The following is a 26,503-nucleotide window of genomic DNA, read 5'->3' as shown; positions in this document are numbered from 1 at the left end:
TGGGGGTTGGGGAGCTGGATCTCTCTCGATCGGATGGTGCTTAGTCCCATCCGGCTCTCTGCCCGCTGGGTTCCCCAGCAAGATTTCTTCGACAGCGCATCTCTTTCGCGTAATTCGCGTTTTTCGCGGTTGTTAAAAAGATGCGCTCGTCTTTAGGAGCGGGATGTTTAACCGCGAAAGATACGAAATACGCGAAAGAGCCTATGCCCATATAAAGGAATGGGGTTTGGGGCAGGTGGATCTCTCTCAGTCGGATGATGCTTAGTCCCATCTGGCTCTCTGCCAGTTGGTTTTCCAAGCAAGATTTATTTGTCCGCGCATCTTTTTCGCGTAATTCGCGTTTTTCGCGGTTGTTAAAAAATGCGGTTGGGTTCAGAAGCGGGATTTACAACCGCGAAAGACACGAAAAACGCGAAAGAGCCTATGCCCAGACATAAGGAATCGGGTTTTGGGGAGCATTCTAGCTGGATCTATCTCGGTCGGATGATGCTTAGTCTCATCTGACTCTCTGTCCGCTGGTTTTCCAAGCAAGATTTCTTCGACCGCGCATCTCTTTCGCGTAATTCGCGTTTTTCGCGGTTGTAAAAAATGCGGTTGGGTTTAGGAGTGGGATCTTTAACCGCGAAAGGTACGAAATACGCGAAAGAGCCTATGCCCAGATATAAGGGATCGGGTTTTGGGGAGCATTCTAGCTGGATCTATCTCGGTCGGATGATGCTTAGTCTCATCTGACTCTCTGCCCGCTGGTCTTCCCAGACAAGGTTTCTTCGACCGCGCATCTCTTTCGCGTAATTCGCGTTTTTCGCGGTTGTAAAAAATGCGGTTGGGTTTAGGAGTGGGATCTTTAACCGCGAAAGAGCCCATGCCTGTATAGAGGACCGAAAGTGGTGCTCTGTCGACTGTGTAGTGAGTGGGCCTTTCTGGCTCGATGGCCGTTGTCTTCCCCAGCAAGATTTCTTCGTCCGCGAATCCCTTTCGCGTAATTCGATTTTTTCGCGGTTGTTAAAAATGCGGTTGGGTTTAGTGGCGATATCGTTTTGCGGTTGCTGGGCGAGTTGTATTACGACTGGTTTTGTATTTTTCGCGGTTGTTGTTTCGTAGCGCGCACAAAAAAACCCTTCCAAGCTGGCGAAGGCTTGAAAGGGTCTTTTGTATTGACTTTTTTGGTAGCGTCCAGCCGAAGCTAGACATCTCTGTTGAGGGATTCGAGATCGCTCTCACGGATAAGCTTACTTCAGTCACCCGAAGTGAAGCTGGTAATCCTTAGAAAGGAGGTGATCCAGCCGCAGGTTCCCCTACGGCTACCTTGTTACGACTTAGTCCCAATTGTCGAGCTGACCTTCGGCACTTGCCTCCCTTGCGGGTTAGCTCAGTGACTTCGGGCCCTCCCAACTTTCGTGGCTTGACGGGCGGTGTGTACAAGGCTCAGGAACACATTCACCGTAGTATGCTGACCTACGATTACTAGCGATTCCGGCTTCATGCAGGCGAGTTGCAGCCTGCAATCCGAACTGAGGCACGGTTTTTGGGATTAGCTCGATCTCGCGATTTTGCTTCCCTTTGTCCGCGCCATTGTAGGACGTGTGCAGCCCTAGACATAAAGGCCATGAGGACTTGACGTCATCCCCACCTTCCTCCGGTTTGACACCGGCAGTCTCTTTAGAGTCCCCGGCATTACCCGCTGGCAACTAAAGATAAGGGTTTCGCTCGTTAAGGGACTTAACCCGACATCTCACGACACGAGCTGACGACAGCCATGCAGCACCTGTGCAAGAGCTCCCCGAAGGGCACCACTAAGTTTCCAAAGTGTTCTCAAGCATGTCAAATCTAGGATAAGGTTCTTCGCGTAGCCTCGAATTAAGCCACATCCTCCACCGCTTGTGTGAGCCCCCGTCAATTCCTTTGAGTTTCAGCCTTGCGACCATACTCCCCAGGCGGAGCACTTAACGCTTTCGCTACGGCCGGGAGGATGTGAGAGTCCCCCCAACCCAGTGCTCATCGTTTACAGCTAGGACTACCGGGGTATCTAATCCCGTTCGCTACCCTAGCTTTCGTGCCTCAGCGTCAGAAATGGCCCAGTGATGCGCCTTCGCCACCGGTGTTCCTGATGATATCAACGCATTTCACCGCTCCACCATCAGTTCCCATCACCCCTGCCATCCTCAAGCCTGGTGGTTTGAAACGCAATTCCACGGTTGAGCCGTGGGCTTTCACATCTCACCTACCAAGCCGCCTACGCACGCTTTAAGCCCAGTGATACCGAATAACGTTTGGACGGTTCGTCTTACCGCGGCTGCTGGCACGAACTTAGCCCGTCCTTCCTCTGAAGATCGGTCAATCTATAGAGAGAACCCTATAGAATTTCCTCCCAACTGACAGCGGTTTACAACCCGAAGGCCTTCATCCCGCACGCGGCGTCGCTCGGTCAGGCTTTCGCCCATTGCCGAAGATTCTCGACTGCAGCCATCCGTAGATGTCTGGGCAGTGTCTCAGTCCCAGTGAGCCGGGTCATGCTCTCACACCCGGTAGCCATCGTAGCCTTGGTGGGCCGTTACCCCGCCAACAAGCTAATAGCACGTGGTCCGATCCTAAGGCGGAATCACACCATTTGATCCTGGGATATTATCCGGTATTACTGAAGCTTTCGCCGCACTATCCCGGTCCTCAGGGCACGTAACCACGCATTACTCTCCCTTCCGCCGCTCTCCACCTCCCGAAGGAGGCTTCTCGCACGACTTGCATGCCTAATCCACGCCGCCAACGTTCATTCTGAGCCAGGATCAAACCCTTCAATTTGTATGCTTGACGCTTCACTTCCCGAAAGAAGCAAAACGATTTTAGCGAACCGAAAGATTCAAAACTGTGGGTGGCAGTCGGTAGGCCGCCACCCAATCGCCATTAAATTAATAGCGATCTCGCAATCTGAACTCAACAGAGAGTTACCACCAAATTGTCAAATATCATTTGCCCACTCGTTTGCGAGTGGGCGGGTAGTTTAGAGTTGATTTTAAGATCGTCAAGCGGTCTTAAAGTCGTTTCTAAAAGTTTTTTATCTCGCCAGTTTGTTAGCCGCTTGAAGCGGTTTCCCTTGCGAGATGGCGGAAATGTAGTGGCGCTTCGCGATCGTGACAAGGGCTCCGATTCGGTTTCGGGAGCAATTTCTTTGAAAGTCTCGCAAACACTGCAATTTGCAGGGTTTGATGGCGAAACTTTCTTTTAGACTCCTCCAAAGACCCGTTTTAGGACCCCGTCGCTCGAAGAAAAACTCCGTCGCTCACGTCTCTGATATAAGTCTTCGGCTAGATCCGCTTTCCCCCACGCTCGAAACGCCGAAAAGAACCCGCTGGGATCCTCGAAGCCCAGTCCACCCCGCATAGCCGTTTCAATTTCGTCAGTCGTTGTAACCACCTGGTCGGCCAGGATCAGATCGGCCTCGATCAGCATCGGGAGGAATAGCTGAGCCCTGATTTCGGGATGCGTCCAAGCTCTGGGGTGACGCGAATAACGCTGGATGAGCTCTGCCGCCGCCGGCGCCAGTTCCTTGCTCCGCTCCCCTTCGCCCGAATAGCTGTAAAACCCTTCCCCGCTCCCTCGCCCCGTTTTCTTGCTTTTCACCATCCCCGTGAGAATCGGCGCAGGGTCAATTCGCTTCGGAAAAGCTTGCCAATAGACCCGCCCGGCATCAAATGCGGTCCGTGGGCCAATCCAGTCAATCAGCTCCAAGGGGGACATCGGCATTCCAAATTCCCTAGAAACCTGTTCGATCTGTTCCGCACTCGCCCCCTCGCCAAGCAATAAAAGGGCCTCGTTGATATAAGGCGAAAGCATGCGGTTGACCACAAAACCTGGGCTGTCGGCGACCGGAAGGGTCGGTTTGCCAATCCGAGTCGCATGCTGGACCGCATTCTGAATCGTTTTCTCCGCAACCCCCTTGGGGATCACAATTTCGACAAGTGGCCTTTTGTCGACCGGCATGAAGAAGTGCATGCCGCACACCTTTTCCGGAGCCTCCAGGTGATCGGTCAGGGTATGGATGGGCAGAGTTGAAGTGTTGCTGCAGAGAATGGTCTCCTTGCCCAGCCAGCTCTGCAACTGGCTTAAAAGCGATCGTTTCGCCTCTTTCTTCTCGGTGATCGATTCAATGGCTAACCGTATCCCTCCTGGATCGGAATCGCTCTCGTTCTGATTTTCTGGCGTTTTGCCTTTTGGTTCGGTAGGTGGCCAGAAGTGCAGTGTCGGCAATTCATTTCCGAGTGAAGCCGCTTCGACAATTCGGACGTCCGGAAAGGATTGGGCGAATTGAGCGGTAACGGATCGCAGGAGTTCAGGGTTTTGGTCACTTAATGCGACCGGGCAGCCTGCCTGCAGGTGGGCGGCCAAGATTGCTTTGCCGACAACGCCTCCTCCTATTAGATAAATATTGGGAGTCGTCGCCGGAGTTTGTGCTTGTCGATCGGTGTTCATGGGAGCATGTTATACCGTGCAGACCCCGTCCTACCTATGTTTCCTTGGAGCTTTTCATGTCCGCTTTTCCCGTTTTGTCTTTGTCCCGAATTGCGAGCGTTGGTTTCGCTTTGTTGTGCATCGCGATGGTTGGTTGCGGCCAATCAACTGCAACCATCGATTCGTCCGAAACCGAAAATGCTGCTGCGGAGTCCGCTTCGGATGCCAAACCGGTCGGAACGGTAAAGGTCGTTGTCGATATTCCCGAAGGGGAATCGCACGTTGAAGAAATCGCAATCGAAGAAGGGGCAACGGTCGAGACCGTTATGCAGGACTGTTCGCTGGAGACGTCGATACGAGGTTCGGGCGAAACGGCCTTCATGGCATCGATAAACGGGCATGGAACCGAGGCGGGGAAAGGCTGGATCTTTAAAGTGGGGGGAGAATTTGCCTCACAGGGAATGGGGGCAACCGTCGTCGCTCCGGGCAACGAAATTCATTGGCTGTATGGAACCTCTGCAGAGTTGAATGCAGAATAGTTGGCTTGGTTTCGATCCGTTCCGTTGTTTGCTTCTTGATTTGCGAGATTATCTATGTTGGTTCGTTGTGTGTTGAGTTTCGTGTTGGCGACGTTTCTGGTTCCGCTGTGCAGCGAGGCACGGGCCGCGGAGATTACCTGGCACGATGTTTCGGAGTGGGGCGCCGAAGGACGTGTTTTGCCTGACGAAGATCGGGCGCGATGGTTCGATCGTTTGCCCGCATCGGCCGAAGGATCGGTAACCAAAAACGTCTGGAACCTTAGTCGCCATAGCTCCGGCATGATGGTTCGTTTCTCCACCGATGCAACGACCATCCGCGTTCACTACAAGCTGTTGTCCGCCAGTTTAGCGCTCCCTCATATGCCGGCAACCGGCGTCAGCGGGGTGGATTTGTATGCCAGAGATTCCGAGGGAACTTGGCGATGGGTGCAAGTTGTCAAACCTGGCAAGCAGGAAATGAACCAGGTTTTAGTTTCAGGCTTAGCAGAGGGTTTTCGCGAATATGCAGTCTATCTGCCACTCTATAACGGAGTTGAATTCCTGCAGATCGGAGTTCCCGAAGGAGCGCGTTTCGAAACCCATGCACCACGCGAAAAACCGATCGTCTTTTATGGAACCAGTATCACCCACGGAGCATGTGCGAGCCGTCCGGGGATGGTGCATACCGGCATTCTAGGACGCCGGTTGGATCGTCCCGTGGTGAATCTTGGGTTTTCGGGAAACGGAAGAATGGATGCTGAGGTTGGTGATATTCTGAAACGGGTCGATGCATCCGTGTTTGTCATCGATTGTCTGCCGAATATGCAGCCCGGCGATGTCGCGCAGCGGTGCGTGCCTCTGGTGCAACAACTGCGCGAGGCACATCCGGAGACCCCGATTGTCTTGGTGGAGGACCGTCGCAACACCAACGACTGGATCTTGCCGGCTCGACAAAAGCACCATACGGCGAACCACGCCGCACTGCGAAACGCCTATCAACAGTTGCAAGATTTGAAGGTCCCGAACCTGTATTACATTCCAGGGGACGGGTTATATGGGACCGATTCCGAAGGAGCTACCGACGGTTCACACGCAAGTGATCTGGGCTTCATGCGTCAGGCGGAAATTTTTGAACCGGTCCTGCGCAAAGCGCTTGCTGCAGAATAGACCGAAGCAATTTCCTCTGTATTATTGCTGTGCGACCCTCGGATCGAGGGTCGCTTCGCCCCATAAGGTTGGGTCTTCGGTAACCGGGAATTCTGGCCCTAACGAAAACGTTTGCCAGCCAAGTTCGCGATCGATGACGGCATACCAGAGGCTGATACGCGGGTATTCTCCGGGGTCAAAACCGGTCAGCCCGCTCGCCGCGATCATCCCCGAAAGGCCGTAGCCGTCTTGGGTCAATTTGGCGGCGACCCCAATCTGTTTACGGGAAATCGCGTGAGGCATCTGGCGGGCGCGATTGATCGGCAGCATGCTGGCTATCGGTTGGTCCCGTTTGTTGCCTCCGCCGATCGGGCAGAACATGAACCGGTGGCAGTAGCGATTTGCCCTATGAATCCCAGGGGAACAACGCGTGTCTAGCAGTAATTGGAAGCCATCGCTTTCGTCAATTCGACCATCGCGACACCAGGGAAGTTGGCGTTTACCGGTCGCCTGAACGGAAAACGCGATCCCTGAAATCGACCACGCCATTCGGATATCCGCATAAAGCGGCCTGTCCGCAAGGGCTCCCCAAGCAGGCATTCGGCATGCGTCCGGAAGCGAAATTCCTTGGGCAGACCACTTTAGCGGAACCTGCCGTAGGGCTGTTTCAAACCGGAAAGGAAAGGTTGGGTCAAGCAGATTGGAAGAAGACATGAATGGCTGTGTAAGCGATGAGGGGGTGTCGAATGAGCGGTTTAAATGCTCGGATCGGCTGCCGAGGCTTAGAGCGGCCAGCGGCGTAATCTTTTTTAGGCCTTCCCCGTTCCGATCACAACCCGACGCGTAAAGTGAGCGGAACGCATGACGGGTTAGGCACAGTGACCTGCCGGTTTGACAAGGGGCTGCCCTGCCCTGCTCTTTCGCTTCTTTAACGGAGGTTGGCGTTGGCTGGGACGTCGCCCAAGCAGTGCCTGCGGCAGCGAGCTTGCCGGCGGGAGCGGATGGACCATGCACCTCGATGGTGACGCCATCGAATTCATCCACGCAAAAAGCCTCGAACACCTGTGACGATGTTCGAGGCTCCGGGTTTCGGCCCGCATTCAGCAAGCGTCGCGGCCGAATTTCATGTTTGCGTTCAGCGATCGAGCAACCGGGTTACCAGTTGTACTCGGCTCCGATGTATCCACCTTGGATCACGATGCTGTCGTTGGCACAAACTTGTCCTGCGACAGGAAGGTTTGCCAAGTCGTCGGCAATCGAGCCAACCGAGGTTGCAACGCCGGTGACTCCATAGAGGCGATAGCCCCCACTGATGCTCCAGCAGTTGTTGATTCGGTAGCCAAGTCCGAGGTCCAGTTCACCCATGGTTGCCAGCACGGTCGACGAGTTGTTCGTGACAACCGCTTGTCCACCCAAAGATGGGTAGGCGGTGCCGGAAACATAACCCGCGGTTCCGGTCGTTCCCAAGCGGGAGCGGAATTCAGCATCGTTTGCGTAGATACCAAATTTGGTTCCGGCGTAAACGTTCAGCTTGCGTCCCAGGCAGTAGTCCAGGCGGGCTCCGAATTGGTAACCGAACAGGTTGTTTTCGGTGTCGATGTTGTAGTACAAATCGTCCGTCGTCGGGCCGTAGAAGGTGTCGGTCTGGCTAGAGGCGAATTCAAACGCGTCTTTGAATTGGAACCAGCGAAGGCCGTGCGTTGTTTGCAATTGCAGTTTGCTGCCGCAGCCTGGAATCATCGGGCCACAAACTCCACCGCAACCCATTTCCGGGCCGCATGAGCCTGTGCCACACGATCCGCCACATCCACCGCCACACGCTCCAAGACCGGCTCGGCGAGCCCCACCGATTCCGAAGCTAACGAGGTTCAGTTCAATGCTCTGGAACGAAACGTCGCGAGAGGTTCGGTAACGCTGATTGGAGTCATACAGGTCGTAGAAGCTAACGTCATTGCCCGGCATGCCGTCCAGACCAACATCGTACATGACGTTGTTCCAGCTAGGCATCATGACCCGGTAGTTCGTGGAACCCGGCATCGGGCCACGATCGACCGCAGCCATTTCGGACGTCGGGTCGAAGAAGAAATAGCTGGCCATCACGGCGTGTTGTCCGCAATTGAAGTAGCGGCCAATAAACGTTTCAAAACCAACGTTCGATCCTGGATCCACCTGGCTGGTACGCAGCCCCGTTGTGGTCGGCATCGCTTGATCAAACAGCAAACGTCGATCACAGTTCTGTTCCATTTCTAAGAACAGTAGGTTGCTGCCTGCAAACCAATTGCGGAGCTTTGGAGGGCCGAAGCTTTCCATCGGCGGTGCACAGGATGCCGCGGAACCGTACTGCATTGGAGCAGTCCCTGCCCATGGTGCAGCCGACGTTTCGCTGTAGCACGATTCGCCACCGACGTAGCTGCCACCATTCGCTGGAGTCGGTACCGGTGCAGGAACCGGTGAGCCGATCGCGGGGCTGGATGGGTAATGCTGCGAATGCTGGTGTGAGTGCTGATGTTGTACGCTGGGAAGGATTTCGGGCTGTATTTGCCCTGAGCCGGTGGAGGCTGTTCGGTAAGGGCTGTTGGGCCAAACCTGCTGAACCGACTGATTGATCGGCGCTTGCTGGGGATATCCCGGCCCAGGCTGGCTGAAGGCTGGAGCCGGCTGCCCGTAAGCCGGAGCCTGCCCAGTGGTAGGAGCCGTCAGCGTTGCCGGCGGTTGGTAGTTGTTCCAATTGCTCGCGACCTGAGGTTGTTGCAGGCTGGGGTGCACTGGAACCGTACTGGTTCGTTGTGGTTGGTATCCGGGAGAGGCCGGATAATTGCCGTATTGCGCCTGAGCGACGGTTGCGACGCTCAGACCAAGCGTAATCGCCAAGCCTCGCATGATATTGGTTTTCACCGATCGACTCCTGTGGTTGTCATCGCGTCGCATCCTGCAATGGCTGTTGCATCGCTGCAATTTGGACAGTCCTTGTCTGATTGACGACTTGCGATCTGAAAATTGGCCGGGTTATCCGTTTCCCGAAGTGAACTGATTCCGTTCCCAGGTCTAACCACCTCATTCATTGAGCGAGAGTCAAACCTGTTTCAGGTATCGACCAGTGTGGGGGGGGCAATGCTCGCAATTTCCTCCAAGAAAAGGGGGATTCCTCAAGTGGCTATCTGACAATGGGAATGGTCCGAAACGTCTCGGCAATCGCTAGAACCGGCAGGATAGGTCCAATAGCCACAAGGTCGCGTTGGAGGATGGTCAAATGGCTCGACTAGTCGAAAGCGGTTGGCCGAAAGAGTTGGAAAGAGTATGTCGTCGAGAGGCGGGCCGTTCGTAGGCCGCCAGCCCGCTTGGTTTGCATTAAACTTTCCGAAAATTCATTCGCGATTTTGATAGGAAGACATCATGGATTCGGTTCGCTGGGGAATCTTGGGGTGCGGGGACGTTGTCCGTAAACGTGTGGCACAAGCGATCGTCGCTGCGCCGGGAGGATTGTTGACAGCGGCCTGCCGCCGCGACGCGGCGGCGCTGGCAGCTTTTTGCCAATCGATGTCGATCGATAAAGGGTATCCCGACGCGGCCGATCTCTTGGCCGATCCCGATATCGATGCGGTCTATATCGCGACCCCCGTCGCGCTGCATGTTTCCCAGACTCTGGCCGCCGCTGCAGCTGGTAAACATGTTTTGGTTGAAAAGCCGATGGCGATGTCGGTGGCGGAGTGCGATCAGATGATCGCCGCCTGCGATAAGGCGAACGTTCGCTTAGGGGTCGCCTACTACCGACGGTTCTATCCGCTGGTTGAACGAATCGGAGAACTCTTGCGGGCCGGCACGATCGGGACTCCGCTAGCCGTTTCTGCGGTCACCGCCACGCGGCTTGATATGTCGCCAGGGGAAGACGGGTATTGGCGCGTTGCGTTGGAGTCCGGAGGCGGCGGGGCGTTGATGGATGTTGGCAGCCACCGAATCAATGTGTTTACGCACTTGTTTGGCCCGATCAATCATGTCAAAGCGATCACCCGCCGTGTCGCTGCTGATTATCCCGCCGAAGATTCCGCGGTTGTCCTGTTAGGGTTCCAGGCGGGGATCGTGGGAACCTTGCAGTGTCATTTCGGAGCCGACGATCCCGATGAATTTGTGGTCACTGGGACCAAAGGCCGATTGATCGCGCGGCCGTTAAACGGAGACCAGTTGATCATTGAACGGGATGGGAAAACGGAGCAGGAAATCCTTCCTCCACCCGACAATTTTTGCACGCCGTTGATCGCTGATTTTAATCGAGCCATTCAGCTGGGGAGGGCGCCACGCGTGGATGGCGAAGAGGGGCGTGACGCCAACGTTGTCATGGAACAAGCCTATCGATCCGCGGAGCTGATCTAGCCAATTTGTTCGCGGAGCTGGCTCGGTGAAAGTAGACCGGATCAAAGAGCGATAGCGATCCGGCGGACGTTTGGTTGGACGCTTCCGATGTGTCGATTGCCGGATCTTCGTCGCTATGGCTCCTCGATTCGGCCTACATACTTGCGCGATTGGCTCAGTCGATGACCGAAGCTGGTTTCGGTTTGGGGGCGTTGGGGTCGGGCGGATTTTTGGGCGGTGGTGGTGGAGGCCCTAAACGGATGCCACCACCGATGCTTGTGGTGTAGTTCCAGTCAGCGTCCTGTGGTTCCCAACCTGCCAGCACGCCTTGATCGCTAAACAGGCTGCGAGCTTCGACGTAGACATCAAAGCTATCTGGCAAAACATAAAACCGGCCGAAGTATTTCGTGATATCCATTTGGCTGAGGACTTCTCGGCGGAATTTTGAACGGGGAGTTTTTAGCATCGCCTGAGTCGCACCACGCCCTTCGCGCGGGATCAATCGGATCCGCGGCCAGGTGTCGGATTGGACGTAATACTCGACGTCAAAAAAATCGTCTCGATCTTTTAGTTGTTCATACAACGGCGTGAACAGTTTCGGATCGATGCCGGTGGTTGGATTTCGATCCATACCGGCACGCTGGATAATGGCTTTTGCATTGACCTGAGCACGTTTCCGGAACAGTTCAACGTTCGCGGGAAACAGCTGGTCCCCCGAGCAGATAAAGGGGGCTTCTTTGGCACCGGGGGGAGCCGGACGCGGATTGGGGATGCTGACCTGAACGTCCGGGGCCGCCTGTCGTTTTGGGGTTTTATCTAGCAACGCTTCCAGTTCCGCTTTTCTCTCTAGCGATTTGGAAATCAACGTCTGCAGCTCTTCACGCTGTTGTTTGGTGTTGGCGATTTCCGCAGCGTTCTTTTCAGCTTGTTCGCGATCCGATTCCAATTTGATGGCGAACTCGTTCATCTTTTTTTGGCTCTCTGTGGCGTTCTTTTTGCGGCGTGCAAGGAGTTCCTTGCTCTTTCGCAATTCTTCACGCTGGGCAGCGGCATCGATGTTCAGCGGATCGACCAGGATACGGTTCAGTTCGTAGGCTTCTTTCTTTTTGGCCAACAATTGTTGTTCTAGTTCAGCAATCTTCTCTTCATCAATCGTCGATTCCGAGGTGATCCGAGTCACCACGTCCGCCACGCTCATTTGTGTGACGATCAGGACAAGCACCAAGATCCCGACGACATTGGTCATCGTATCGAGCAACGAATCGAGTCCGCCGTCATCATCATCCGAGGCTGGGCGACGCGCCATTTATTCGGCCTCCTTGGTGGAAAGGTCTGCAAACGCACTCAAATCGATACGTCCTTTGCCGACGATCGGCAGTTTGCCGTTTCGAATATTGCGATCGGTACACATTTTCTTGGCGGCGCGGTAAACGCCTAGCCCGTCGCTTCGCACTAAAAAGACAATCGTATCGTCTTTGCCATTAAGGGTTTTTTCTAGGAGGGCGATGAAGTCTTTGTCCGAAGCCATCTCGCCGGCGCGAATACGTTTGGCCGGTTGCATGTGGTGCATCACGATCGCACCGTCGGCACATTCGACGAAGTGCGGAACAAACTGCAGGCCACTACCCTGAGGCAGCACGGTCACGTTCGATTCCGATGCGGCTGCCCGCTCGGTCGCCTCTTTTTCAAGTTGTGCAAGTTCTTCCTGCAACGACTGCAGCTCCGTTTGCATCTGCCCGGCGGTCTCGCGGTCTTTGGGATTGACCATCGGGATCACGACTTTGATTTTTTCCTGCTCGGCTAAAGCCTTGTCGATTTCTTCTTGTTCTTTAAGCAGGGCTTCCAGTTCGGCAAGCGTCATGTCCAGCAAACGTTTTTCTTCGCGAGTCTGCAATCCTGTCGAATCGGAAACCTCGATTTCGCGTTTCAGTTCGGCGACCTCTTCATCGGCGGATTCCAGTTCCTTTTGCGTCGATTCAAATTGTTCGATCTGAGCGACATCGGGGGTGTCCGTTTGAGCGAGCGCCAACGTAGCGATCATCATCGTTAGGACTCCGATGACGCTGGCGATAATGCTGAGAAACGGAAACAACGAAATGTCGTCGTCCGCAGGTCTTGGTCTGCGTGCCATTTACATGAATCTCCTTACCGTCGCGACCGCTTGCCAAACCATCCATTGCGAGTCGCCGTTTCCGGAGTGGCGACTTGCTGAACAATCACCTGTTGCTCACCCAGTTTTTCCAGCACGCTGCTCAGCCCAGCCAAGCCGGTTTGGACACCCGATAGGTGATCCGATAGCTCGGTCTGCGTTTGCGAGTAGGTCTCGTTCACCTGGGACTGCAGCGTGATGGTTTGTTGAGCAAGAGAATCAAGCGAGTGCTGGATTTTGTCGGCGGCGTTTGCCATTTGGTCAAGCTGGGCCTGGAGCCGAGCCTGCTGGTCCAGTTGCTGTTTTTGTAACAGCGTAACATGCTTCTTCTGTTGGTCTTCGATCCGTTTGTTAACGCGGTCCCAGCCATCGGAAACTTGGTCGGTCAAATGGGTGCCGATTTTGTCCAGCTTGGTCAACCACTGCTCCATTTCGACATGATGCGAACTGAGCGCTTGTTCGATCGCTTTACGGAACGTACTCGTTTCGGCGTCGTCCCCGTCGATGCCGTTATCTTTGGGCTGGTCTCGAGAGTCGTTCAGTCGCCTCAGCAAGTTCTCATTGCAGTATTCGTCGACGCTGGTCAGTAGGTCCTCTTCACTCTTTTGAAGTGCCGAGGCGGGGATTTTGACCAGCATGCTCATGATCAAGGCAAGCAGCGTCGTGTCAAACGCCGTACCCAGACCGCCAAAGACATCTTGAAGTGCTGATTTCATCGCATCCATGCTGCCGCCATCGCTAAGGCTGGAGGCAAGGCTGGCAACCGCAGCACTCACACCCATCACCGTACCGATGAAGCCCAGGATCGGTAGCGACCAGATGAAGACCTTCAGGATCGTATAGCTGCCCGCCATGTTGTTCGCGTCGATTGCCGCCTGCGATTCCATCATCGTGACGGTTTCGGCAGCACTCTTGCGAACGCGGAAATGCTCAATCCCGCGGGTTACGCGATTGACCAAAAACGTGTCGCTGGTCGCTCCGGGAAGCTGGTTGATGTTTTCGATGAAACGGTCGATTGAATCGACGGTGATCTCGGCAGAGATTTCCGTTGGCAGAACATCCAACAGCATCGCGTCTGACTGTTTTTTGAGGTTCAGCCATTTCAAAATCAAAATGGCAACAGCCCAAAACATCAGTAGCGTGGTCGGAAACGGGACCGGACCACGCTGCCAGAATAACTGACCAAACGCCATATCTTGGAACGGGAAGAGAGCCCCGTACCAAACGAGCGTTAGCGCACTGCCGATCAAAAAACTTAAAAGCAGGCTGACATCGCTGCTTGCCGATTCGCCGCCAGAACTAAACCAGCTTTTTTCGGGGCGACGCCGTTTGACGCCTTTCTTCGCAGCCGTTTTCTCGCCGCCGACTGGCGTTTGGAGGTTTGGCAGGCCTTCAGCATCCGCTGCTTTGGGACGCGTTTTTGCGGCTTTGCCAGGGGCGCTTGCCGCGGGGGTGAATGACGGAACGTCGGAAGTGACATCAGGCTTGTTTGGACTTCCCGCAACTTGAATTCCAGGAAAAAGCGGTTCAGGTTCCGCAGGGGCCGTTTCTGGAATTCGGACCGTCGCGCGGCAATAAGGACATGCGCGACTTTTACCTGCCAGGGTCTCAGGAACCTTCAGCGATTTATTGCATCCTGGGCAGGAAATCTTAAAAAAGGACATTCGTCATCCGCGGAAGTGAATTGAGCATTGAAGACCAGCAAGCGGGAAATAGCTAACTTCATGTTATAGACAGTCGCCGCAGTCAATTCAAAAATATTCGCTTCCCCGGGGGGCAGGCTAGTTCATGCGAAGCCGGACAATCGCTACATCTGCTAAAGCAGCGAGGGCGTCATCGCCCCCCCAAGCCAATGAATCCGAAAGGTGCTTCCGTCCCGGAGAGGCGGCGCTATGAGGCGCGGTAGTTCGCCGGAACGGCATCGCTGTCGCTCTTTGGTCCGGCCTACTTTCGCTACGCGATGATCTGGTGAATCGGTTCCACTTCTTCGACGCCGACCAGTTTCTGGTCTAAGCCGCCGTAGAAGTAGGAAAGGTGATTCGGGTCCAATCCCAATTGGTGAAGGATCGTCGCATGCAGGTTTTTCACGTGCAATGGATTTTCGCCGGAACGGCATCGCTGTCGCTCTTTGGTCCGGCCTACTTTCGCTACGCGATGATCTGATGAATCGGTTCCACTTCTTCGACGCCGACCAGTTTCTGGTCTAAGCCGCCGTAGAAGTAGGAAAGGTGATTCGGGTCCAATCCCAATTGGTGGAGGATCGTCGCATGCAGGTTTTTCACGTGCAATGGATTTTCGCCGGAACGGCATCGCTGTCGCTCTTTGGTCCGGCCTACTTTCGCTACGCGATGATCTGGTGAATCGGTTCCACTTCTTCGACGCCGACCAGTTTCTGGTCTAAGCCGCCGTAGAAGTAGGAAAGGTGATTCGGGTCCAATCCCAATTGGTGAAGGATCGTCGCATGCAGGTTTTTCACGTGCAATGGATTTTCGCCGGAACGGCATCGCTGTCGCTCTTTGGTCCGGCCTACTTTCGCTACGCGATGATCTGATGAATCGGTTCCACTTCTTCGACGCCGACCAGTTTTTGGTCTAAGCCGCCGTAGAAGTAGGAAAGGTGATTCGGGTCCAATCCCAATTGGTGGAGGATCGTCGCATGCAGGTTTTTCACGTGCAATGGATTTTCGACGGCTCGTGCACCCAGTTCGTCGGTGGTGCCATGGCTGATCCCACCCTTGATTCCACCGCCAGCCATCCACATCGTAAAACCGTAGGAGTTATGGTCACGGCCGGAACCGTTGGCGTACTCGGCGGTCGGTTGGCGGCCAAATTCGCCTCCCCATACGACCAGGGTTTCGTCCAGCATCCCCGTCCGCTTTAAGTCGGCCAGCAACGCGGCGATTGGTTGGTCGGTCGCTCCTGCGTGCTTGTTGTGATTGACTTCTAGGTCCCCGTGAGCATCCCAGTTGTCGTCGTTGTGTGCGCCACCACTATAAAGCTGGACGAAGCGAACGCCGCGCTGGACCAGGCGGCGAGCGAGTAAGCAGCGAGTCCCAAAGTTCTTGGTGCGTTCATTGTCGATGCCATACATGGCAAGCGTACTGGCATCTTCTTGACTTAGGTCGACCGATTCTGGGGCCGTCGTTTGCATGTTGTAGGCCAGTTCGTAGCTGGCGATCCGCGAAGCCAAATCGCTATCGCCGGGGCGCTCTGCCATGTGACGATGATTCGCTTGTTGGATCGACTGGATCATCTGGCGCTGGACCCCATCGGGCAAATCCTTTGGAGGGGCCAAGTCGAGGATCGGTGCCCCTTCGGTACGGAAGACCGAACCTTGATAGGTCGCCGGCATGAAGCCGCTGCTCCAGTTCTTCGCACCGCTGATCGGTCCCCCTTTGGAATCCAGCATGACGACAAACCCTGGAAGGTTCTGGTTGACCGTCCCCAGGCCGTAATTGACCCAAGAACCGAGCGCCGGGTTTCCCGAGAGAATGCGTCCGCTGTTCATCATCAACATTGCGGAACCGTGAATCGGGGAATCCGCGGTCATCGAGTGCAAGAAGGCAATGTCGTCGACATGTTTGGCAACGTTTGGGAATAGGGAGCTAACATATTTGCCACATTCCCCGTGCTGCTTGAATTTCCAGCGGGGTTCGACGATGCGACCGCCCGCTTTGTGACCGCCGCGACCGAAGGTTTTGACTTCGGCTGTTTTTCCATCCATCCCAATCATGTTGGGTTTGAAATCGAAGGTGTCGATATGGCTGGGGCCGCCATACATGAATAGGAAAATGACCGATTTTGCTTTGGGAGCAAAGTGCGGAGGTTTCGGCGCTAGCGGGCTGTCGATCGACGCTTCGTTAGCGGCGGCCGATGGAAAAAATCCGTCGCCGGCAAGCATGGATGAAAGGGCTGCTGCCCCGAATCCGCCTCCGGTTTGCCAGAGGAATTCTCGACGAGTTCGGCCGCAGAAATTGTTTCGTTTATTCATGTTTATTGGTTGAGTAACAGGTGAGCGGGTTGTCGTTGGCACAACGTGTCGGTGGGGGACAACGTCAATCAAGAAACAAAAATTCATTCCAATTGATAACGGACAAGCAATACAACTGCGTGGCTCGTTCTCTTGAAACCTCTTCACGGGCCGCCAAAGCTTCGATCAATTCGGACCCTTCGGCAATTTCGATGTCGGTCGCTTGGCGGCTGAGAACCGATTGGATCGCTTTGCGGACGATCGCTTCATTGGGCTGCTCACTGCCACCGATCGACGCCAGCAGTATCTTCGATTCGGCGTGAATGAAATCACTGTTCAGCAGCGACAACGCCTGCCCTGGCTGGAGCGTCGCAAAACGGCCATCGCAGGTGCGGTCTGGTTCGGGGTAGTCAAACGCGGTTAACAGCGGTAACAGGAGCGACCGTTTGACGTGGACGTAGATGCTCCGTCGATCGCTCTCTTCCGGAGAGGATACGTTCCAGCCCTTTCCGGGGACCGATTGACCTGCCAGGACCTCGTCAGAGATCTTCGGGAACACACTCTCGCCGTACAGTTTGCGATTGAGAGATCCGTTCACCGCGAGGATGCTGTCACGTACTTCTTCCGCACTTAAGCGGCGACGGTCAAATCGCCAAAACAGATCGTTATTTGGATCGACCGCAATCGCATCGTCACGGTTTTGTGAAGACATCTGATAGGTGCGGCTGGTCATGATCAAACGATGCAGTGGCTTTAGTTTCCAGTCTTCGTCCATCAGCCGGAAAGCCAGCCATTCAAATAGTTTGGGATGGGTCGGAGGCGTTCCCAATTGTCCGAAGTTGCTGGTGCTGCGCACGATCCCGCGACCAAAGTGAAACTGCCAGACGCGATTCGCCATGACTCGCGATGTCATCATGTTTTCTTTACTGGCAATCCAGTCAGCAAGGATCCTACGCCGCCCTGCAGACCCTTTTTCCGTCCCTCTGGTTGGGGCGGCGGGTTCGTCGGCATTAAACAGTTTGGGAAATCCGATTCCGACTTCATCCGCAGGTGAATGGGGGTTGCCTCGGAAAAGCAACCGCGTCGGTTCTTCGGTACTGCGGTAACTAGCCAAGCCCATTGCCGTTTCACGAGCGGCGAGCGATTGGCGTTGTTTGCGGGCACTCGCCAGCGTTTCTTTCAATTCGGTGTATTTCGTCCACTGCTCGTCCGAAAGATTTTTCTTCAGGTTTGCTTTTAAGATTTGACGCCGTTCTTTGGCGGGCCCTTCGGTGGCCCGTTGGTCGGGGGCGGACATCCGGCTGATCCCGTCCTGCTCGATGGCATGCATCGCCTTTTCGATTTCCGCGATCCGGCGGTCGCTTTCGGCATAGGCCTGACGCAGTTCGGGGGAGGAAAGGTCGATTTGATTATTCGTTCGCTCATCGCCACGATTTCCGTAGGGCGTCACGTCGCCGAAAAAGGCGACCATGGCGTAATAGTCTTTTTGCGGGATAGGGTCGATCTTGTGGTCATGACATCGAGCACAATTGATCGTCAACCCAAGAAAGACCTGTCCCGTGGTGGTGATCAAATCATCCAATTCGTCGTAGCGGGCCAGTAAGCGGTCGGCCGGTTCATCGTCCCAGATCCCCAGGCGATAGTACCCGGTTGCGATCAAGCTTTCGCGGGTGACTTCGTCCAGTTCATCGCCAGCCAATTGTTCGCGAATGAATTGATCGTATGGTTTGTCTTCGTTGAACGATTCAATGACATAGTCGCGGTACTTCCAGGCGTTCGGTTTGACGCTGTCACGTTCAAAGGAATTCGTTTCGCCGTAACGGACTAGGTCCAACCAGTGCCGCCCCCAGCGTTCGCCGTAATGCGGAGATTCCAAAAGTTCATCGATCAATTTTGGATAGGCATCCGCCGAGGTGTCCGCAAGGAAAGCTTCGATTTGCTCTACGGTCGGAGGCAAGCCGATCAGGTCGTAGTAGGCGCGGCGAATAAGCGTTCGTTTATCCGCAGACGGATTCGGAGCCAGCCCTGATTTCGCTAAACGATCATAGACAAAGGCATCGATCGGATTTGCGGACCACTCAGGGTTGTCAATCTGCGGGACCTCCACTCGCTTCATTGGAACGAAAGCCCAGTGATCGCTCCACTCAGCCCCTTCGTCGATCCAGTCACTCAAAATTTTGATTTCATCAGGCGACAATGGATCGCCCTCCGGAGGCATTCTTTCGAATTCATCGCCGGAAGAAATTCGAGCCACCAACATGCTCAGTTCAGTATCGCCGGGAACAATTGCATGCTCTCCCGATTCCGATTCCGCCAACGCCGATTCTCGATCGACGAAGCTTAGGCCGCTTTCCGCGATATCAGGGCCATGACAGGCGTAGCAGTGTTTTGCCAGGATCGGCTGAACTTCTCGGGTAAAGTCGACCTCGGCAAAGGCTGAGTTTGACGACGCAAACGCCGTAAGGATTGTGATTGCACCGCAAAACAAACGGATGGAAAAAAGCATGGGGACGTTGAAAGGGTGGGAAGGAGGGGCAGACGCAACCAATCGATCATCCATGGTTATCTATTTTAAATTTATGGGATTGTCTCGCACATAAACGCTTCTTGGAGGGCGAGGCATGCTTCATTGTCGTTCAATGAGCAACCTTTGCCAATGAGATTCAGCGTAAAGCGATTGAGATATATTTCGGTGGGATCGCTCGCCTCTTCTGGCTGGACCTCTCTTTGCCATTGTAGCTTGCTTGGCCAAGGAAGGGGCTTGTTCTTTGGGGCGACATCCGCCGGGCGATCCCAGATAGCTGCGTTAGCGGTGCGTTACCCGCGAATGATTCAGCTGCGATCGGCCCAAGGCTGTGGGCACCCTGCAGTGAATTCGAACAGCCTAGACTCGTTTCCTGAAGCGATTCAGGCTCGGCCGGTGAGAGATAAACCGACATTTCCGGTTTATTTGAGAATGCTTTGGTGCACGAGTGTGCACCTGTCAGGGAAGTGGCGTCTGCCCCGACGCCTAGTATATGAGCCGGTGGATGTTATTGGCGAACAACGGTCAATTCGACTTGGTCGCCTGCAACCGACAGTTGGACAGGGTCGCTGCCAGCAATCGCTTCAAAACCAATCTGCTCGGCCAGCGTTTCGGCCTGGATGGTTTTTAGGTACTCCTCGGCTGCCTGCCGTACCGGTTCACTGTCGGTAACAATGCTGACGGAGATCCGGTCGACAAAATCGCAATTGATTTCTTTGCGTTGGCTTTGGATGAACCGAATGAGGTCCCGGGCGATCCCTTCGCGGAATAGTTCCGGAGTCACTTCGGTGCTCAGTACCACAACGCTGTGCTCACCCTGCGACGCGGCCGAGCCTTCGCGAGCTTGCAGGCGAATTTGAATGTCCTCGCCATCTAGTTTCAGCGTTTGCTCACCGACCACAATTTCAATCGAACCGTTGGACTGAAGCTGAGACATCAGTTCTCCGCCGTCCGCTTCGCCGAGCATCTTTTTGACGGCCGGGATATTTTTGCCAACTCGAGGGCCTAGTCGCTTGAAATTCGGCTGGATCTTGTACTGCACTAGATCTTCAGCGTCGGTGACGTAATCCACTGCTTTGACATTCAGTTCTTGCTGTACCAACGCGTCGTGCTGCTTGAGCCATGGGATGTGGTCTTCGTCTGCAAGGACGACGGTGACGCTGGATAGAGGTTGCCGAACTTTCAGTTTGGCTTCGCTTCGAGCGGACCGGCCGAGCGACGCGATTTCACGTAAGACGGTCATTCGCTGCGATAGCGTCTGGTCGACTCGAGTGGCATCGGATTCTGGGTAATCACACAAATGCACGCTGCTGAGCGGTTTGCCCTGCCCTGCTGCAGTTTGAAACGGTTTGCTCAATTCTTCCCATAATTTCTCGGCGAGAAAGGGAACAAACGGGGCGATCAGTTTTGTGATTTGAAGCAGCGATTCATATAGCGTCCAGTACGCGTCCAGTTTGTTGGGATCCGATTTGTCGTTTGCCCAGAAACGGTCACGACTGCGGCGGACGTACCAGTTGCTTAAACCATCGATCAAAGCGGTGATTTGTTGGCAGGCAGCATAGTTGTCAAACGCGTCCATTCGCTCGGTTACCTGAGCGATGGTCCGGTTTAATTCCGAAAGGATCCAGCGGTCGATTTCCGAGCGTTCCGACGGAGGTCGGTAACCTTTGCCTTGGCTTAGATCTTCTGGATTCAGTTGCGAATCGGCGGTCAGTTTAACTCCGTCCGTCGGGTCAAACGAATCGATTTCCGCATAGATCGTGAAGAAACTGAACACGTTCCATAAACGGAGCAGGAATTCAGGGATCGAATCACGGATGGTTCGTTCGCTGTAGAGGATCGATGTCCAAGGGGGCTGATTGGCGAAGAAGTACCATCGCAGCGCATCCGCACCGTACAGGTCAAAGATCTCGTCGGGGCTGCGGTAATTGCGCAGTTGCTTCGACATCTTGCCGGTTTTCTTCTCAAATCCCGCAGGGAATTTCTCTTTCGCTTCGTCTTCGGTTAGGGCAATCTCTTTTTTATCGCCCGCTTGTTTGGCTTCGTACCATTCCGCCAGCATCAATCCAAGAACGATACAGTTCCGGTAAGGGTGCGGCCACGGCTGTGCCAAAAGCGAAGTTTCAGCCGCTTTCGGATCGGTGGGGCTGTCCCCTTCTTGAGGGCCAAACAGCAAGGTGCTGATCGCTAGTTGGCTGTAGAACCAGCCTCTCGTTTGGTCGAGTGCTTCACTGATAAAGTCGGCGGGGAAATTCTCCTTAAATTTCTCAACGCTTCCTTCCTGGTGTGGGTAACCCACCTGTGCAAACGGCATCGCTCCGCTGTCGTACCAGCAATCGATCACTTCGGTGACACGTTCCATCGTCGCCCCTGGGGCGAACGGTGAATCGTATTTGACGGCATCGATGTACGGTTTGTGGACGCGGAGGTCATCCACTAGTTCAGGGTTTGCCGCTTTGGCTTCTAGCCAGACTTCGGTTCCTCGGACGCCCGGTTTTTCGAGCAGTTCTTCGTAACAACCGATTGCTTCCATCCGGCCGGTTTCTTGGCAAACCCAGATCGGTAGTGGGGTGCCCCAAAATCGCTCGCGGGAAAGTGCCCAGTCGACATTGGATGCGAGGAAATTGCCAAACCGGCCGTCGCGGATGTGTTCTGGCATCCAGCCGATTTCAGCATTGTTGGCCAGCATCTGATCTTTGAACTGCGTGGTCCGCACAAACCAGCTTTCACGCGGGTATTGGATCAGTGGATCCTGGTCGGCACGCCAGCAGAAAGGGTAATCGTGCAGGTACTGTTCTTGGAAAAACAATACATTCCGCTCTTTCAAGTCGCGGATGATCGGCTTGTCTGCTTCCTTGACCCACAGCCCGGCAAATTCGCCTGCCTGGGCGGTTAGTTTGCCATCGGGGGCGACACAGTGAAACAGTTCAGGCTGTTCGCCTTCGACGAAACGCAATTGCTGCTGGGCCAGGACCTCGTAATCGACTTCGCCAAACGCAGGGGCTTGATGGACCAAGCCGGTACCGCTGTCGGTGGTCACAAAATCGGCCGCGACAACACGCCAGTAGAAGTGCTCTTTTCCCCCTTCAAGCAGGGTTCCTTCCTGTTCGCCCAGGTCGGCATAGAAAAAATCGAACGGCGGCTTGTACCGTTGCCCGATCAGATCGCTCCCTTGGCATGTTTTTAAAGCCGTTAGCGTTTGTTTTGTTTTCGTGGCGATCGCTTCGATCAACGCGGTCGCGATCCACAATTGATCATCGCTATCAGCAACCGACACCAAGGTGTATTCAAGGTCGGGATGGACCGCAGCGAACATATTGCTGGGCAACGTCCAGGGGGTCGTCGTCCAGACCAGCAGGCTTTCGGTGGGGGAATCGATCAAGGGGAATTTTACGAACACACTAGGGTCGGCAACCTGGCGGTACCCCTGCCCTACTTCGCCGGCGGATAGTGCCGTGCCCCCTTGCGACCACCACCAGACAATTTTGTGGCCTTGGTATAGCAAGCCGCGGTCGAACAGATTTTTTAGGCTCCACCAGACACTTTCGATGTATTGCTGGTGGTAGGTCACATAGGCTTGTTCCATGTCGACCCAGAAACCGAGTCGCTTGGTCAGCCGTTCCCACTGCTGCATGTATCGCCAAACGCTCTGCTGGCAGCGTTGGATAAACGGTTCGATACCGTAGGCTTCGATTTCTTCTTTGCTGTGAATCCCTAGTTCTTTGCCGACTTCGACCTCGACTGGCAGGCCGTGGGTATCCCAGCCAGCCTTACGTTCGCAGCGAAAACCACGCATGGTTTTGTAGCGAGGAAAAAGGTCCTTGATCGCTCGCGTTAGGCAGTGCCCTGGGTGGGGCATGCCGTTGGCCGTGGGAGGCCCTTCGTAAAAGACAAACGGAGGGGCGCCTTCGCGACGTGCGAGCGACTGAGCGTAAATGTCCTGCGATTCCCAACGCTCTAAGACTTCGTTTTCAAGAGAGGGAAAAGAAACATCGGTCGAAACGGCTTTGAACATGCTGGGCGTCGAGCTAATTGGAGTGGGTGCATTGAATGATCAGCCGCTATGCAAAGGCAAGCGGATAACAGTCGGTAGCCGCACGCCCTCGTGCGCACGGCGAATGAAGTCGACAGCCTGCATGTTCTGTGACAAGGCTGGGATCTGCCCTAATTGTCCAAATCATCAAGGTCGTCGACATCATCAAGAAGATCGTCCTCCGCGTCGTCACCATCCAGTCCGGCACCGCCGAATTCGGTTGGGATGTCGTCGTCTAGGTCCAATTCGTAATCTTCTTCGAGTTCTTCTTCGAAATCGTCATCGAAGTCATCGTCAAAGTCTTCGTCGTCGATATCGTCGAAGGTATCCAGGTCTTCTTCGTCCTGGTCACCCGCCGGAGGGGTGTCTAGGTCCTCATCATCGTCGTCATCAAGATTGTCGTCGTCTTCTTCATCGAGGTCGTCGTCCTCAAAACCGGACAATTCTGTGCGGATATTACCATTGGGGTAAGTCGAGTTGCCCTTACCGAGCAACGCGATGTTAGAGGTACCGGGGGTCATTAGGGACGTCAGCATGGGAGCAACAATACTCTTATGAGGTGCTAGCTGCGAAAAAGAACAGCGTTTGATCTTGGCAAGGTGCGGAAAAAGCTAAAAGTTTCGCGACCCTGGCAGGTTTGTCAACGCAGTACGACCCCGACAACCGATCTTTCCAGTGGAGCCGACCCGTTCAGACGACTTCGTCTTGGCAGAATTGGCCTCCTTTTGGTACGTACAGGATCGCGGCGAGCGACTGGATTTTCCTGCAAATGAAGGAAATTCTACACGGAGACTCGTCTTCCGACCTTCACGAATGGCTCGAATCAGGTAACCCAAAGATGCGTCGCCGAGAATTTCTGAAACAAACTTCCTGGATTGGCCCGGTTGCCGCTGCCGTGCTGGTCGGTGGGTGCAAGAGCACCCAGTACGCCCACATCCTCAAGTCGGACGATATCGACTTGGTCGGCAGTCATCAGGCCGGTTCGGCCGTCTGGAATCCGCTGGTCGATGAAGCGGTCGCAAAACTGCTCTCTCGCTGTCCGGATGTCCATGCGACCCGTTTTGAAACGCCTGATGGGCAGGTGGTGCCCAACATGCCCGCTGGGCCGGCGACGGTCTGCTTTATCGGGATCGAAAACAAAAGCGCCGAAGAGATGGTTGATTTCAAAGATCAGCTTTACGAGCGAATCGATTCCCAAATCAACGGCAATGGCGGATTTCGGAGCGTCAGCCGGCGAATGGTTGATGTCGCGCTGCATGAAACGGCTTTGCGTCCCGATTCCCTCTATATCCCCGAAAATCGAGACGTTTTTGCCGCTCATCTGGGGCGGGCCGGATCGCCGATCAACTATCTGCTTTACGCTCGGATCACTTCCGGGACGACCGAGCGGAATGACACCACGCAGCGCGATTACCTGCTGACGCTGGAAATGGTCGATCTGGAAAGCGGTGAATACATCAAAGAATCGGCGACGATCCGTAAGGGGTACCATGACAGTCGCGCCGGTAAATGGTGGAATTATGGGCCTTTCAAACAAGCCGATGGGTAAGGTCTTGGCGAACCCGGCCAGCCCACCCTTCGCTGCTGCCGCGTCGATGACGCGGCCGTCGGCAAGCGAACCGGTCTCCGTTTTGGCGGGCCGAGGGTCGGTGGTTCCCTTGTGGGCCGCCGGCATGCTGCTTGTTGCGCTGGGGGGGATCGCTGGATGTGCGGTCACTCGAGATCCAATGAACGAAGGCCGGCAGGCGTTTTTTCAGGGAGACCTGGAAACGGCTCAGTCCCATTTCGTTTCCGTAGCCGATGACGATCGACGTTGGGCTGCCGCCGCGAATCTCGATCTGGCGATCGCTCAACTTGCAGCGGGCGAGCCGGCCGAAGCAGAGCACTTGCTCCGCGAGGCTCGCGATGCGTTTGATCAACAGCCCAAGTTCAATCCGCTTACCGAAACGCACGCCCTGCTCACAGACGACACCAAGCGGACCTACTCCGCTGCTGGCTATGAGCAAGTGATGCTGCGGGCAATGCTGTCGATGTGCAGTTTGGCCAAAGATGGGTCGGATGCAGAAAGCTATGCGATGCAGGCTCAGATGCGTCAGACGGAGTTGGCACAGCAAGCGGAAGAACGGGGCTTGAAGGTGCAGCAAGCGTTTCAGCCTGTGGCGTTGGCACCCTATCTTCGCGGAGTCCTTCGCGAATCGACCCACCATGACTATGACGATGCCGCCAAGGCCTACCAGTTGGTGTCGCTGTGGCAACCCAGTTTTTCGCCCGCCGAAGGTGATTTTCAAAGAGCCTCGGAGGGACTTCATTGCCAACCCGGCAACGGCGTCCTGTATGTTTTCGCGTGTGTCGGCCGCGGGCCCGTGTTGGAAGAACAAGTCGCCCAAACGACCAGCGATGCACTGCGGATCGCATCGTTGGCGGTCGATAGCGCGTCGGGCCAGACGGCGCTGCCGCGGATTTCAAGCGTTCCCATCCCCGCGGTCGTTATTCCCGCGTCACCTGCTTTTGGAGTCGGCGTCCGCGTCAACGATCGGCCTGTGGCTGCGACCGCCACGCTGACCGATGTTGCTCAGTTGGCGTTGGCACAAAGTGAAGCGGAACGTCCTTGGACCATTGCTCGAGCCGTCATGCGGAGGGTTGCCAAAGAGACCGCGATTAAGACGACGACCAACGCGTTAAATATGGATGGTCAGGCCGCAGGCATCGTTGCCTTTGCAGCAGGATCGGTTTGGGAATCGCGCGAGAAGGCCGATCTCCGCTGCTGGGGCCTGCTGCCCCGTGAAATTCAGGTCGCTCGTATCGAATTGCCCGCTGGGGCCCAAAAAATCGATTTGCAGGTTTTGGGTAGCCAAGCCCTTCCGATTGGACCGGCGGCGACGCAACATGTCGTTATCCGGGACGGAGGAAACTCTTATCTGCTGGTTTTCGCACCCGCAGAGAAAATCGTCGCAGCGGTCCAGCAACAGAGCACTTATTAGCGGGGTGTCCCCGTTTGAAATGGTGGCTCCGCCGCATGGTGATTCTCTGTTCAGCATGCGCTATTGAAGGCCGTTTGTGCTTTCGGAAGAGACCGCTGGTATACTGAAACAACCCCCTGCGGTCGGCATGAAGCCCGCAGAGGCTGTGAGGCTTTTATTGTCGCCTTTCGCTAGGGACGTGAATTCAATAAGTGACGGTTTCCAAAAGGGAACGAGCGTCTGGCGATGGTCGTTACGGCAGTCACGTCGCTGCGCTCGCCAGAGCGTGGACCGCCCGGCAACAGGTCATCAAAAGATTTTGTGTCTTTCGCGAAAGTAGCGTTTGCATAGCACGAGGCGAAACTACCCAAGCTTGACCATATAAATTCACGACGTCCCAGTCCCGCTGGATGT

At 54.9% G+C, this 26,503-nt stretch carries 17 protein-coding genes, 1 rRNA gene and 2 pseudogenes; 6 read left to right on the top strand and 14 right to left on the bottom strand.

Annotation, left to right across the window (positions count from 1 at the left end; all coding sequences use genetic code 11):
* Nucleotides 1-1,267: 1,267 nt before the first annotated feature.
* Nucleotides 1,268-2,796, bottom strand: a 16S ribosomal RNA gene (locus FF011L_RS19460).
* Between the two features lie 154 nt (nt 2,797-2,950).
* Between FF011L_RS19460 and FF011L_RS19455 the strand changes: the two genes are divergently transcribed.
* Nucleotides 2,951-3,220: a hypothetical protein gene (locus FF011L_RS19455; RefSeq protein WP_145353460.1), complete on the top strand. Its 270-nt coding sequence runs from the start codon at nt 2,951-2,953 to the stop codon at nt 3,218-3,220.
* Here the strand turns inward: FF011L_RS19455 and FF011L_RS19450 are convergent.
* On the bottom strand, nt 3,217-4,464 hold the full coding sequence (locus tag FF011L_RS19450) for a 3-hydroxyacyl-CoA dehydrogenase family protein (RefSeq protein WP_145353458.1): 1,248 nt from the start codon (nt 4,462-4,464) through the stop codon (nt 3,217-3,219). The genes FF011L_RS19455 and FF011L_RS19450 overlap by 4 nt on opposite strands.
* 56 nt (nt 4,465-4,520) lie before the next feature.
* Here FF011L_RS19450 and FF011L_RS19445 point away from each other — a divergent pair, with 56 nt between their 5' ends.
* Nucleotides 4,521-4,982: a DUF4430 domain-containing protein gene (locus tag FF011L_RS19445; protein ID WP_218932748.1), complete on the top strand. Its 462-nt coding sequence runs from the start codon at nt 4,521-4,523 to the stop codon at nt 4,980-4,982.
* Between the two features lie 54 nt (nt 4,983-5,036).
* Nucleotides 5,037-6,128, top strand: a complete 1,092-nt coding sequence (locus FF011L_RS19440; RefSeq protein WP_145353454.1) for an SGNH/GDSL hydrolase family protein — start codon at nt 5,037-5,039, stop codon at nt 6,126-6,128.
* A gap of 21 nt (nt 6,129-6,149) precedes the next feature.
* Here FF011L_RS19440 and FF011L_RS19435 read toward each other — a convergent pair whose 3' ends face one another.
* Entirely contained in the window at nt 6,150-6,821 is a 672-nt protein-coding gene (locus tag FF011L_RS19435) for a DOMON domain-containing protein (protein ID WP_246109522.1), read from the bottom strand.
* A gap of 441 nt (nt 6,822-7,262) precedes the next feature.
* On the bottom strand, nt 7,263-9,002 hold the full coding sequence (locus FF011L_RS27100) for a BBP7 family outer membrane beta-barrel protein (protein WP_145353452.1): 1,740 nt from the start codon (nt 9,000-9,002) through the stop codon (nt 7,263-7,265).
* A gap of 498 nt (nt 9,003-9,500) precedes the next feature.
* Between FF011L_RS27100 and FF011L_RS19425 the strand changes: the two genes are divergently transcribed.
* Entirely contained in the window at nt 9,501-10,475 is a 975-nt protein-coding gene (locus FF011L_RS19425; protein ID WP_145353450.1) for a Gfo/Idh/MocA family protein, read from the top strand.
* 154 nt (nt 10,476-10,629) lie between these two features.
* Here the strand turns inward: FF011L_RS19425 and FF011L_RS19420 are convergent, their stop codons facing one another.
* The 10 genes and pseudogenes from FF011L_RS19420 to FF011L_RS26495 form a co-directional block, all read right to left on the bottom strand.
* Nucleotides 10,630-11,760: a DUF4200 domain-containing protein gene (locus FF011L_RS19420; RefSeq protein ID WP_145353448.1), complete on the bottom strand. Its 1,131-nt coding sequence runs from the start codon at nt 11,758-11,760 to the stop codon at nt 10,630-10,632.
* Nucleotides 11,761-12,585 (bottom strand): hypothetical protein, encoded by an 825-nt coding sequence (locus tag FF011L_RS19415; RefSeq protein WP_145353446.1) that lies wholly within the window; start codon nt 12,583-12,585, stop codon nt 11,761-11,763.
* A gap of 14 nt (nt 12,586-12,599) precedes the next feature.
* The gene (locus FF011L_RS19410; RefSeq protein ID WP_145353444.1) at nt 12,600-14,267 is read right to left on the bottom strand and encodes a MotA/TolQ/ExbB proton channel family protein; all 1,668 of its coding nucleotides are present in this window, start codon (nt 14,265-14,267) and stop codon (nt 12,600-12,602) included.
* 289 nt (nt 14,268-14,556) lie between these two features.
* Complete coding sequence (locus FF011L_RS19405) at nt 14,557-14,697, bottom strand: DUF1501 domain-containing protein (protein WP_261342549.1); 141 nt, start codon at nt 14,695-14,697, stop codon at nt 14,557-14,559.
* Nucleotides 14,698-14,750: 53 nt separating this feature from the next.
* Nucleotides 14,751-14,900: pseudogene (locus FF011L_RS19400) on the bottom strand (DUF1501 domain-containing protein); the annotation flags it as partial.
* 44 nt (nt 14,901-14,944) lie between these two features.
* Nucleotides 14,945-15,094, bottom strand: a pseudogene (locus FF011L_RS19395) (DUF1501 domain-containing protein); the annotation flags it as partial.
* A 44-nt stretch (nt 15,095-15,138) separates the two neighbouring features.
* Complete coding sequence (locus FF011L_RS19390; RefSeq protein WP_145353443.1) at nt 15,139-16,593, bottom strand: DUF1501 domain-containing protein; 1,455 nt, start codon at nt 16,591-16,593, stop codon at nt 15,139-15,141.
* A 64-nt stretch (nt 16,594-16,657) separates the two neighbouring features.
* The gene (locus FF011L_RS19385) at nt 16,658-19,132 is read right to left on the bottom strand and encodes a PSD1 and planctomycete cytochrome C domain-containing protein (RefSeq protein WP_145353441.1); all 2,475 of its coding nucleotides are present in this window, start codon (nt 19,130-19,132) and stop codon (nt 16,658-16,660) included.
* Nucleotides 19,133-19,604: 472 nt separating this feature from the next.
* On the bottom strand, nt 19,605-23,111 hold the full coding sequence (gene ileS, locus FF011L_RS19380; protein WP_145353439.1) for an isoleucine--tRNA ligase: 3,507 nt from the start codon (nt 23,109-23,111) through the stop codon (nt 19,605-19,607).
* Nucleotides 23,112-23,260: 149 nt separating this feature from the next.
* A complete protein-coding gene (locus tag FF011L_RS26495) occupies nt 23,261-23,665 on the bottom strand; it encodes a hypothetical protein (RefSeq protein WP_218932747.1) in 405 nt (134 codons plus the stop codon).
* Nucleotides 23,666-23,898: 233 nt separating this feature from the next.
* On the opposite strand from FF011L_RS26495, the gene FF011L_RS19370 reads away from it, so the two are divergent.
* The gene (locus tag FF011L_RS19370; protein ID WP_145353437.1) at nt 23,899-24,678 is read left to right on the top strand and encodes a penicillin-binding protein activator LpoB; all 780 of its coding nucleotides are present in this window, start codon (nt 23,899-23,901) and stop codon (nt 24,676-24,678) included.
* A complete protein-coding gene (locus tag FF011L_RS19365) occupies nt 24,650-26,110 on the top strand; it encodes a tetratricopeptide repeat protein (protein WP_218932746.1) in 1,461 nt (486 codons plus the stop codon). Before FF011L_RS19370 ends, FF011L_RS19365 begins: the two co-directional genes overlap by 29 nt.
* The last annotated feature ends 393 nt before the right edge of the window (nt 26,111-26,503 follow it).

This window comes from Roseimaritima multifibrata, from assembly GCF_007741495.1.
Classification (GTDB): domain Bacteria; phylum Planctomycetota; class Planctomycetia; order Pirellulales; family Pirellulaceae; genus Roseimaritima; species Roseimaritima multifibrata.
Note: the sequence above shows the minus strand (reverse complement) of the source record. Positions and strands in the feature narration are given on the sequence as shown.

Coding starts and splice junctions, on each gene's coding strand:
- FF011L_RS19450 (WP_145353458.1), bottom strand. CDS start 4,464: ATGAACACCGATCGACAAGCACAAACTCCGGCGACGACTCCCAATATT.
- FF011L_RS19445 (WP_218932748.1), top strand. CDS start 4,521: ATGTCCGCTTTTCCCGTTTTGTCTTTGTCCCGAATTGCGAGCGTTGGT.
- FF011L_RS19440 (WP_145353454.1), top strand. CDS start 5,037: ATGTTGGTTCGTTGTGTGTTGAGTTTCGTGTTGGCGACGTTTCTGGTT.
- FF011L_RS19435 (WP_246109522.1), bottom strand. CDS start 6,821: ATGTCTTCTTCCAATCTGCTTGACCCAACCTTTCCTTTCCGGTTTGAA.
- FF011L_RS19425 (WP_145353450.1), top strand. CDS start 9,501: ATGGATTCGGTTCGCTGGGGAATCTTGGGGTGCGGGGACGTTGTCCGT.
- FF011L_RS19420 (WP_145353448.1), bottom strand. CDS start 11,760: ATGGCGCGTCGCCCAGCCTCGGATGATGATGACGGCGGACTCGATTCG.
- FF011L_RS19415 (WP_145353446.1), bottom strand. CDS start 12,585: ATGGCACGCAGACCAAGACCTGCGGACGACGACATTTCGTTGTTTCCG.
- FF011L_RS19410 (WP_145353444.1), bottom strand. CDS start 14,267: ATGTCCTTTTTTAAGATTTCCTGCCCAGGATGCAATAAATCGCTGAAG.
- FF011L_RS19390 (WP_145353443.1), bottom strand. CDS start 16,593: ATGAATAAACGAAACAATTTCTGCGGCCGAACTCGTCGAGAATTCCTC.
- FF011L_RS19385 (WP_145353441.1), bottom strand. CDS start 19,132: ATGGATGATCGATTGGTTGCGTCTGCCCCTCCTTCCCACCCTTTCAAC.
- ileS (WP_145353439.1), bottom strand. CDS start 23,111: ATGTTCAAAGCCGTTTCGACCGATGTTTCTTTTCCCTCTCTTGAAAAC.
- FF011L_RS26495 (WP_218932747.1), bottom strand. CDS start 23,665: ATGCTGACGTCCCTAATGACCCCCGGTACCTCTAACATCGCGTTGCTC.
- FF011L_RS19370 (WP_145353437.1), top strand. CDS start 23,899: ATGAAGGAAATTCTACACGGAGACTCGTCTTCCGACCTTCACGAATGG.
- FF011L_RS19365 (WP_218932746.1), top strand. CDS start 24,650: ATGGGCCTTTCAAACAAGCCGATGGGTAAGGTCTTGGCGAACCCGGCC.